This is a genomic window from Sporosarcina sp. E16_3, assembly GCF_017347125.1.
Classification (GTDB): Bacteria; Bacillota; Bacilli; order Bacillales_A; family Planococcaceae; genus Sporosarcina.
Map to the genome: position 1 here is coordinate 77,552 of NZ_JADPRX010000015.1, position 9,858 is coordinate 87,409.

The following is a 9,858-nucleotide window of genomic DNA, read 5'->3' on the forward strand; positions in this document are numbered from 1 at the left end:
ATTACTTTCTATACTTCTAGTATAACGGAAAGAGGAGACGATGGTTTCTTTTTATTATTGTTCAATGAAATCACCCAATCAACTTTCGTCATCAGAGTCGAACATGTACGTCCGATGGTGGAACTTCATACTGAAAACCAGACCGATTGCGAGCATATTACTCATAAGTGAACTACCGCCATAACTGATGAATGGTAGAGGTATTCCGGTTATTGGGAGTAACTGGATTGTCATACCTATGTTTTCAAATACATGGAACGTGATCAAGGCAATAATTCCTGTACAAACATACACACTAAATGGATCTTTTAATTCAAGTGCCACGCGTGTTAAATGATAAATAAGGATGAAAAACAATATAATTACGAGACTGGCGCCTATGAATCCATATTCCTCTCCGATAACAGCGAATATGAAATCGGTATGATTTTCAGGAATATACACTTCGCGACTTTGAAAACCTTTTCCATTGATTCCACCGGAACCGATAGCTGTCATTGATGTTAAAAGATTATAGCCCTCATCAGAAGGGTAAGAATACGGGTCGAGCCATGAATAAACTCTTTTGAACTGATAACGGGAAAAGCCAAGTGTGTCTTCCATGAAGTCTTGCGCATAAAGGGCCATCCATAATAAACCCCCGCCGATTGTAGCGGTCACAGCGAAAAGTGGCAACAGAATTCTCCATGAAATTCCTGCCACGATAATGATAGCGGCCGTGATTGCCATAAATACTAAAGAAGTGCCTAGGTCCGGTTGTTTCACAATAAAGGCAAGTGGCAGAAGAAGGACAACCATAATTTTTCCAAGAAGGAAAAAATCTGTTTTTATTGTTCTTTCCCCAAACTTTTCATTATGAGTACTTACCATACGCGCCATTCCCAGGATGAAGAACGTTTTTATGAATTCAGAGGGCTGGATTGTTCCGATAACTGGAAGGTGAAGCCATCTCTTCGCGCCGAGCCGTATTTCAGCAATTTGTCCATCTCCTCCAGGAGCTAAAAAGAGAAAGACAAGAAGGAAAACTCCGAGTCCATATAAGTACCATGCCATCTTTTTATATTGTTCAGGTTCCAGATGCATAGCCATAGCAATAATGAATGCGCCTACGACATACCATCTAATTTGCAGAGGTACAAAGTTAATCGAATACTGCCCGGATGTCTGAGCGGAAGCGATTGTAAATGTGCTTATAATGCAAAATAGCAATAAAATAAAGGCAAGTGTCCAGTCGAAGTAATCAACTTTCTTGTTTGTTAATTTCATTTTATGTCACCTTATCTTCATCTAATCTAGCATTCTTAAGTATAGCTCATCCGAGTCGAGGATGCATTTCCTCATATTGGACGCCTTGACTGCTGTGAAGTTGCCCCTAGAAAGATGAACGTGCTAAAATTATGGGCTATTAACATTGTTATGAGAGAGGATTTTCTTTGTGGCATGGGTTTATTTACTGATAGCAGGCATGACTGAAATCATTTGGGCGATTGGATTAAAAGAAGCGCAGGGCTTCACGGTCCTTCTCCCTTCAATAGTAACGCTTGTTTTCATCATAGTTAGCTTTTTCCTGTTCGCGAAAGCAATGGAGACAATACCCATTGGCACTGCATATGCTATTTTTACGGGGATAGGTGCGGCTGGAACAGCAATTGTTGGTATTGCCCTATTTAATGAAGGAGCCAGTGTTGGTAAACTGTTTTTTCTAATCCTTCTGCTAGTCGGTATCGTCGGACTAAAACTTGCTGATGGACAGGGGGAGACTGAATAATGTCTTGGATAATTTTAATCATTGCAGGGCTTTTCGAAGTGGCATTCGTCATTACGATGAAATTATCGGAAGGATTTCGAAATAAAAAATATACTGCATTGACTGTTTTAACAGCAGCACTTAGTTTCTTTTTATTGTCAGTCGCTATGAAAGAATTACCCGTCGGAACAGGGTATGCCGTTTGGGCAGGAATCGGTGCGGCGGGCAGTGTCCTAATTGGCATGGTTTTTTTTCGTGAAAAGCGAAGTGCGCTAAAGTTCCTGTTTTTATCCTTCATCATTGCGGGAGTTACGGGACTTAAGTTGTTTGGTTGAATAACTTACATAAATTCATCATGAATGTGAGCTGTTCATGTTAAACTGAAGGAATGAAACTAATAGATAGCGAGGGGAAAATATGAAGAAAAAACTAGGATTGGTCTACGGCGGAAAGTCAGCGGAACATGAGGTGTCGTTGTCGACTGCAAGGGCAGTAACGCAAGCGATTGACTTTGATAAATACGAAGTAGTTCCAGTTTATATTACGTATGATGGTGAGTGGCGAAAAGGGGAATCACTTGAATGCCCTGCGAAAACGATTGAAGAGCTTCGTCTTGATGGAGATGGCAGCAATAAGTCAGATAGTATCCATGATTTCTTGAACGGAGAAACAGGAGATTTGGACGTTGTTTTCCCGCTTCTACATGGAACGAATGGTGAAGATGGAACGGTTCAAGGGCTTTTTGAAGTAATGAATGTTCCGTACGTTGGTAACGGTGTCCTTGCATCGTCGGCAGGAATGGACAAAGTCGTGATGAAGCAATTATTTGCGCAAGCTGGATTGAAACAAGTACCTTATGTCCATTTTATCCGTACTGGATGGGTTAAAGGTAAACAACAGTTAATCGACAAAATGGAAGCTGAGCTCGGCTGGCCGATGTTCGTAAAACCTGCGAATCTTGGTTCCAGTGTGGGCATCAGCATGGCGACGGACCGTGAAGGTTTAATCGAAGCAGTGGATGTAGCACTGAAGTTCGACCGGAAAATCATCGTTGAACAAGGCGTCACTGCACGTGAAATCGAAATGAGTGTCATGGGCAACGATGAACCGTTATGCTCAGTGTCGGGGGAAATCAAACCTGTCGCCGCATTTTACGATTATGAAGCGAAATATACAGATGGCAACACAACGCTGGCCATTCCTGCAGCCGTAACTGAGGAAGTTAAAAAGACAATGGAAGACATGGCTGTCCGTGCGTTTAAAGTGCTCGACTGTTCGGGTCTTGTCCGTGCAGACTTCTTTGTTACGGCGGACAATGAAGTGCTGATCAATGAAGTGAATACAATGCCAGGTTTCACGCCTACAAGCATGTTCCCGCTATTGTGGCAGAAAACAGGTGTAGCGTATCCTGAATTAATCAACAGGCTAATCGAACTTGCGCTAGAACGACATGCAGAAAAGCAAACATTACAATATACGATGGATTGAGTGTGATTTGAAGTGAAACGGAAGTTAACCGAAATCGCTGATTGGATACAGGCGGCCGGCCAAAATTTAGAAGACATATTCGCAACGGGTGTGTCCATTGATTCGCGAACTGCATCAGCTGGAGATTTATTTATTCCTTTCCGCGGAGAACAAGTGAACGGTCACGCTTATGTAGAACAAGCGATTAAACAGGGCGCGGTCGCATCTTTATGGATGAAAGATGAACCGAATCCACCTGCAAATTTACCGCTAATTTTTGTCGAGGATCCCGAGTTGGCGCTTCAGGAAATGGCGCGTGTTTACCGAGGGATGCTTCATTGTAAAGTCGTTGGAATAACAGGCTCGAATGGCAAAACGTCAACAAAGGATTTAATTGCAAGTGTTTTGGCGCCGTATTTTAACGTGCGAAAAACGGAAGGCAATTATAATAACGAACTTGGATTACCGCTCACGATATTGTCGCTTGAGGAAGATACCGAGTTCGCCATCTTGGAAATGGGTATGAGCGGGTTCGGAGAAATTTCCTTTTTATCGAAATTAGCGAAACCGCACTTTGCTGTTATTACGAATATCGGGGAAGCGCATATGCAGGATCTTGGATCACGTGCAGGTATCGCCAAAGCAAAATTCGAAATAATCGACGGACTGCAAGAGGGCGGAAAACTGTTTTATGACGGCGATGAACCGCTTCTGCAAGGACTTGTGGATCAGCTATCTGCCGTTCAAGCTATTTCATTTGGCTACGAAAAAGAAACGGTGTTGTCACTCGAAAAGATTGAATCTGGCGATGAAGGAAGTCGCTTTACGGTCACGGGCTTACTAGACGGAGAATTCACAATCCCTGTATACGGCGCACATCAAGTGAAAAACGCATTGGCTGCGATTCTTATTGCGAATGAAGTAGCTATCAGTGACGATGACATCCGTGGATCACTTCGCCAAGCGTCCTTAACGGATATGCGTATGCAGCCGGTTAAAGTCGATACTGGTGCCCTGTTCATTAATGATGCATATAATGCAGCACCGACATCAATGCGTGCAGCGCTTGCTTTCATGGAGGACACAGGATTACGTAAAGAAAAATGGGTTGTACTTGCTGATATGTTAGAACTGGGTAATGAAGAACAGGTTTATCATGAAAATCTAGCCGATGAACTTTCTAATATGAAGCTAGAAGGCATTCTGCTCTATGGGCCGCGCATGAAATGGCTACATGATAAATTGGAAAATGGCGGCATGGAAACGCGGCTTTTATGGTCAGAAAAAGATTATACGCCAATTGTGGACACACTTAGGGAATATACAAGTAAAGATTCAATTGTCTTATTAAAAGGGTCGCGCGGAATGGCACTGGAACATATTCTAGAAGATCTGATGGGTAAAGGAGCCGGGAAATGAAAACTGGCGTGCTGTTCATACACGGCTTTACAGGAGGTCCACTAGAAGTAAGACCGCTTGTGAATTTCCTGAAAGTGAGAACGAACTGGCAGTTAGCTATACCGACATTGCCGGGCCATGGCATCACGCTCAATCTTCAAAAAGGGTCCGCTGATTCTTGGCTGATGGAAGCTGAACTTGCACTTAAAAGGCTACAGAAAGAAGTCGACCGTGTAATCGTGGTCGGCTTTTCGATGGGTGGACTGATTGCGATGTATCTTTCGCTGCGGTATAAAATCGATAAACTTGTACTGTTAAGTGCGGCTGCAAAATATATAAGTCCGCGCATTCTTCTGAAAGAAATGAGAATCATGTTGGCAAAACCGCTTCTGACAAAATATCCACCAAATTCATTTTATCATCTGTACGAGTACAAGATGACGCACACGCCGCTGCGGGCCGTGTTCGAGTTTTTACGCATTGTGAGCATCGTCAAACCTTATTATGGTTTGATTAAAACACCTGTATGTATTGTTCAGGGCGAGAAAGACGGAATTGTTCCAATTACTGCCGCAGAACACTTACTAAAAAAACTTGGCTCCGAAAAAAAGGAATTCATAAAATCACCTGTTGGGAAGCATCATATCTGTTACAGCGATGACTGTGACAATTGGTTTAATGAAGTGCTGCGGTTTATGAGAGAGGACTGACCACGGGTACGTGAAGCTTCCGCTTTTCGTCGATGTCTAGCTCCAGCGGCCAGACGCTCGGGTCATAAGTGGAACCAGCTATGCGGCAAAGAACGCCGCTTCGCAGGTCCAACTTATGCCTGTCGCGTCTAGGCGGCCGCTTCCGCTTTTCCTTGAGTAATCTGATTATTACTACTTAAGCGGATTGATTGCGAAGTGCTTTTTTCCGTGGTATACTATGATGAACATTGGATACATTTACGTAGCACTCTTCAGTAAGTGAAGGGTACTTTTTTTTGAATATAACGGTTTGCTCATATAAGTTGGACGATTAGTCCGTTGATCGAACCGCTCGGCAAAGACCGGGCTTTCCTTTTCAACCATAACCTCTACTTATACTATAGAGAATGCAAAATATCGGAAACGTTCCCTTTTAACAGGCTCGAATTTGCCGTGCCTTCATTTGCAAATGTAACCAATTGTCAAATGAAAAAACAAAGGAGATTGATAAGTTTGACTAATTTTTCAGAATTAAACATCAGTGAATCAACACAACGCGCACTATCTAAAATGGGGTTTGAAGAAGCAACACCAATCCAAGAAGGTACTGTCCGTTTTGGTATGGAAGGTCGCGACGTTATCGGCCAGGCACAAACTGGTACTGGTAAAACAGCTGCATTTGGTATTCCAATCATCGAAAAGGTTGATATCAGAAACACTGCAGTACAAGCACTTGTAATTGCTCCAACACGCGAATTGGCTATTCAGGTTTCTGAAGAAATCTACAGAATTGGTGCTGACAAACGTGTACGCATTCTTTCTGTTTACGGTGGACAGGAAATCGGACGTCAGATCCGTGCATTGCGCAATAACCCACAAATTATCGTTGGTACGCCAGGACGTATTCTTGACCATATCAAACGTAAAACATTGAAATTAGATGGTGTACAAACACTTGTACTTGACGAAGCAGATGAAATGTTGAACATGGGCTTCATCGAAGACATCAACACAATTCTTGCAAGTGTACCGTCTGAGCGTCAAACACTTCTATTCTCGGCTACAATGCCTGGACCAATCCGCAAAATTGCAGAAACGTTCATGAAAAATCCGGAAATGGTTAAAATCAAGTCTAAAGAAATGACTGTTGAAAATATCGAACAGTTCTTCGTGAAATCACAAGAACGCGAGAAATTCGACATCCTTTCACGTTTGCTAAACGTTCAACAACCTGAACTTGCAATTATCTTCGGACGTACGAAACGTCGCGTAGATGAACTTTCACATGCACTAAGTATCCGCGGATACATTGCTGAAGGAATTCACGGCGACTTGACGCAAGCTAAACGAATGTCAGTCCTTAAGCAGTTCAAAGAAGGTAAAGTTGATATCCTAGTTGCAACTGACGTTGCGGCACGTGGACTCGATATTTCTGGAGTAACGCATGTTTATAACTTTGACATTCCACAAGATCCTGAAAGCTATGTTCACCGTATCGGTCGTACAGGACGCGCAGGGAAAAGTGGCGTAGCAGTTACGTTTGTAACACCACGTGAAATGGGTTACCTACGGATCGTTGAAGAAACAACTAAAAAACAAATGACACCTTTAAATCCACCGTCTTCTGACGAAGCAATTGTTGGTCAGCAACGTGTGGCTGTAGAACAACTTACAGAAATCGTTAACAAAAACGGATTAAGTGATTATAAGCAACTTGCAGCTGAAATGCTTGAGAAGTATGACGCTACAGAATTAGTTGCAGCAGCAATTCGTTCATTAACGCGCGAACCGAATGATGTACCTGTATCGATTTCGGAAGAGCGTCCATTGCCATCACGCGGAAATTCTCGCGGCGGCGGTGGCGGTGGCTATAAAGGCAACCGTAGTGGCGGTCGTCCATCAAGCGGTGGCGGCGGTCGTGGTTATGGCGGCGGCGGAGCTCGTCGTAGTGGTGGAAGTGGCGGAAACGCACCAAGTGGTAGCCGTGACGGAGCTAGAAGAGAAAGCAGCAGTCGTTCACGTACTACTAAATCAGATCGTTAATAACGAATTCTTACAAAATCCGGGTAGCGCAATTAGCGCTTACCCGGATTTTTTTGTATGCCATAAAATCTTAAGGGAATTTGAGGACTAGACAACGTAAAGCTGATAGTATGCAACATAATCCCTAAACAAAACGACACCATACGAAAAATAAACAGCGTACTCTCAGCTACGTTAATAACAATCCATAAAATTGAAACATTTCACGTTCTTAATCGTATAGAATAAGTAGAAGGGAAGAGGTGTTCATATGAGGGAACAACCGATGAATCGTATATCAGAAAAAGGATTAAAGGTGTGGAGATTATACGGCATTATGGAAACAGGATTCCTTTTACTTGTAGCAATTGGTGCGGGGGTATTGGCTTATATATTTGAAGGTCAATTTTGGATATACGCGGTGGCTACGGTAGTCGTTATCCTATTTGCATACTTTTTCATTTATTTATTTCCGAAAATTAGATGGATGCGATGGCGTTATGAAGTGCGTGAATCAGAAATTGAGCTACAACATGGAATTTTTATCGTCAAACGGACATTGATTCCAATGGTGCGTGTTCAGCACGTAGACACTGCGCAAGGGCCGATTTTACGAAAATATAACTTGGCAGAAATCACTATTTCCACGGCAGCGACGAATCATACTATTCCTGCTCTTGTGATGGAAGAGGCGGATGAACTTCGGAGCAGGATATCAGCGCTTGCAAGGGTGGCGGAAGAAGATGTCTGAGACGCGCTATAAATTACACTGGATCACAGCGATTATTGAAGTGTTGAAAACAGCAAAAGAAGCGATACTACCGATTATTGTCCTCGTGTTTGCGAATGGACTGAATGATGTGGGGTCTGGGAAATGGTATTTGGATTATTTATCCTTCATTATTTTTGGTGTACTCACTATCGCTTTTTTCATAACAGGTATTATTAAGTGGAAACGTTTCGAATACTGGTTCGAGGACAATGAACTCCGAATTGAGTATGGGTTGTTTGTGAAAAAGAAACGCTATATTCCGTTTGACCGAATTCAAAGCCTTGATTATACGGAAGGGATTTTGCACCGACCTTTCAAACTTGTCAAAGTGAAAGTGGAGACAGCGGGCAGCTCCTCTTCGAAGAAGTCTGAGGCGGAATTGACCGCTATTACGAAAGAGGCGGCAAGTAGAATTGAAAAGGAAATAAAGTCGGCTAAAAGTGGGAAAAGGGCAGTTTTGCAGGAAGATGGAGAGCTGAGAGAAGTAATTCAAGCAGTGGAAGAACCGCAAAGGAAATCAGTCTTTACAATGTCGTCGAAAGGTCTGCTTATCCTGGCTACTACATCGGGCGGAATTGGGATTATTTTTTCGGGTGTGGGTATCTTCTTATCGCAATTCGCTGAAATGATTCCGTTTGAATGGATGTATGAAGAGATTTCGGGATTCATCAAATTCGGCCTACTTATCGTTACGATTGCTGTATTTTTAGGGTTTGTTCTCGTTTGGGGTATATCGGTCGCTATGACATTCCTGGCGTATTACGGTTTTAATGTATCGCTTGAAAAAGAAGACATCGTCATTACGCGTGGTCTACTTGAGAAAAAACGGATGACGGTTCCATTGAACAGGGTTCAAAGTGTGCGTATTATTGAGAATCCTTTTAGACAACTATTTGGTTATGCGGCTGTCGCAATTGATAGTGCGGGGGGAGGCGGGGTTGAAGGAGCGAAAATCAATTTATTTCCTTTGGTAAAAAAAGCGGATATCTATGGACCGTTGAAAGAGATATTCCCGGATCTTATTCTTGAAGAGCCGTCGAAAAAACTGCCGGCACGGGGCAAGCACTTTTTCTATCGAATCGATTTTCTATGGATGATTCCTGCAATTGGCGCATTGATATACTTTTTCTTTCCATACGGATTATTGTCACTCCTTATCGTACCGATCATCATCCTCTTCGGATTATGGCAACACCGCTCAGCTGCGTACGGAATTTCAGGTAATCAGCTGACAATGCGATTTAGGAACTTTAGCCTTCAGACCGCATTCTTGATGAAAAAAAGAATTCAATCGATGGAAATGAAACAAAGTTACTTCCATAAACGCAAAAATGTAGCAACAATAGCGACGAACATCAAATCGGGTATGAGTACTTTTAGTGCACAAGTACATCATATGGAAGAGTCGGAAGCCGAGAAGTTACTTTCGTGGTATGAGAAGGATGCTTGAATCACCTCTAGTGGTAGAACAAAAGCGCAAGCAACAGAGGGGCTAGGCACTGCAGTTAAGATAACAAAAAAAGAGCAGGGATAACCTGCTCTTTAACTAAAGATAAGAAAGTATAAGTTTATTGACTTAGAATTGTGTCTAGCTTCAGGCGCCAGCCGATCGGAGGCCCACAGGATGTGGGTTATGTAGCCGTTGCCGCAGGACGCGGCGTACTTAGGTTGGGTTCCTTGAAAGCAATCCAGCTATGTGGCAAAGAGCGCCACGTCGCTGGATCGACTTATGCCTGTCGCGGGCCTACAGGATGTAGGTCATG

9 protein-coding genes are annotated in these 9,858 nt (G+C 43.0%); 8 read left to right on the plus strand and 1 reads right to left on the minus strand.

What is annotated here, in order from left to right; translation table 11 throughout:
• Window positions 1-78 precede the first annotated feature (78 nt).
• Entirely contained in the window at window positions 79-1,266 is a 1,188-nt protein-coding gene (locus I2483_RS10730; protein WP_207175779.1) for an FtsW/RodA/SpoVE family cell cycle protein, read from the minus strand.
• Window positions 1,267-1,435: 169 nt separating this feature from the next.
• Here I2483_RS10730 and I2483_RS10735 point away from each other — a divergent pair, with 169 nt between their 5' ends.
• The 8 genes from I2483_RS10735 (at window position 1,436) to I2483_RS10770 (ending at window position 9,545) form a co-directional block, all read left to right on the plus strand.
• On the plus strand, window positions 1,436-1,768 hold the full coding sequence (locus I2483_RS10735; RefSeq protein ID WP_207175781.1) for an SMR family transporter: 333 nt from the start codon (window positions 1,436-1,438) through the stop codon (window positions 1,766-1,768).
• On the plus strand, window positions 1,768-2,082 hold the full coding sequence (locus tag I2483_RS10740; protein ID WP_207175783.1) for a DMT family transporter: 315 nt from the start codon (window positions 1,768-1,770) through the stop codon (window positions 2,080-2,082). Before I2483_RS10735 ends, I2483_RS10740 begins: the two co-directional genes overlap by 1 nt.
• Before the next feature lie 82 nt (window positions 2,083-2,164).
• On the plus strand, window positions 2,165-3,235 hold the full coding sequence (locus I2483_RS10745; RefSeq protein WP_207175785.1) for a D-alanine--D-alanine ligase: 1,071 nt from the start codon (window positions 2,165-2,167) through the stop codon (window positions 3,233-3,235).
• 12 nt (window positions 3,236-3,247) lie between these two features.
• Window positions 3,248-4,633, plus strand: coding sequence for a UDP-N-acetylmuramoyl-tripeptide--D-alanyl-D-alanine ligase (locus I2483_RS10750; RefSeq protein WP_207175787.1), 1,386 nt, complete (start codon window positions 3,248-3,250; stop codon window positions 4,631-4,633).
• Window positions 4,630-5,322 (plus strand): alpha/beta hydrolase, encoded by a 693-nt coding sequence (locus tag I2483_RS10755; RefSeq protein ID WP_207175790.1) that lies wholly within the window; start codon window positions 4,630-4,632, stop codon window positions 5,320-5,322. Before I2483_RS10750 ends, I2483_RS10755 begins: the two co-directional genes overlap by 4 nt.
• A 492-nt stretch (window positions 5,323-5,814) precedes the next feature.
• A complete protein-coding gene (gene cshA, locus I2483_RS10760; protein ID WP_275956072.1) occupies window positions 5,815-7,344 on the plus strand; it encodes a degradosome RNA helicase CshA in 1,530 nt (509 codons plus the stop codon).
• Window positions 7,345-7,594: 250 nt separating this feature from the next.
• A complete protein-coding gene (locus I2483_RS10765) occupies window positions 7,595-8,074 on the plus strand; it encodes a PH domain-containing protein (protein ID WP_207175792.1) in 480 nt (159 codons plus the stop codon).
• The gene (locus I2483_RS10770; RefSeq protein ID WP_207175795.1) at window positions 8,067-9,545 is read left to right on the plus strand and encodes a PH domain-containing protein; all 1,479 of its coding nucleotides are present in this window, start codon (window positions 8,067-8,069) and stop codon (window positions 9,543-9,545) included. Before I2483_RS10765 ends, I2483_RS10770 begins: the two co-directional genes overlap by 8 nt.
• The last annotated feature ends 313 nt before the right edge of the window (window positions 9,546-9,858 follow it).